The following is a 739-nucleotide window of genomic DNA, read 5'->3' on the forward strand; positions in this document are numbered from 1 at the left end:
ACCCACCACACCCCCACCCACCACCAACCACACCCCTGAGACGGCCCAGGACACCGCGCCGACCGAAACCGGCGGCACCAACGGGAGCGGATCAGGGACTGGGCACGGCCGGAACGGAAACGACGGCTCCGACCGCGATCCCGCCGACGGCTCGGACGACGCGAGCGGAGCAGGGAACGGCCGGAGTGGGAGCGACCGCCCTGACCGCGATTCCGACACGCACTCGGACGATGTCGGCGGTGACGACACGAGCGGTCCCGAGGATTCGGGCAGCACGAACGATGGCGACCGCCGATCCGGGCCCCGGGAAGAATCCGGCACCAGGTCGGAAGACGAGAGCCGCCCCGGCGTCACCGGCCGCGAGGACGGCTACGGCGGTGGCGACGACCGTTCGCCGCAGGTGAGCGGAGACCTGCCCGCACAGCCCGCGCCCTCGAACACGGACGTGTCGGAACCGCCGACGCACCCTGATGGGACGCCTGGCTTCGGCGATGCTCCGGCCACCGACAACCCCTACGTCACCAGCTTCACCGAGGAACTCGTCAGCGGCGCGGATGCCACTCCCACCCCGGACGACACGTCAGGGCAGGGTGACTCCGTCCGGCGGGGCGACGAAGAGCGGAACACCGACGCGGACCTCGACTGGCCCCTCGGCGACCTCTACGACACCCCCACACCCACCCCCCAACCCACCAACACCCACACCCCACACACCTGGCAACCACCCACCCTCCCCTTC

At 71.2% G+C, this 739-nt stretch carries 1 protein-coding gene; it reads left to right on the forward strand.

The annotated features are described in order from the left end of the window. Positions 1 to 445 precede the first annotated feature (445 nt). A partial coding sequence (locus ADL05_RS32035) for a hypothetical protein (RefSeq protein ID WP_231640930.1) occupies positions 446 to 739 on the forward strand: 294 nt, incomplete at its 3' end.

Source organism: Nocardiopsis sp. NRRL B-16309 (genome assembly GCF_001279585.1).
Taxonomy (GTDB): Bacteria; Actinomycetota; Actinomycetes; order Streptosporangiales; family Streptosporangiaceae; genus Nocardiopsis.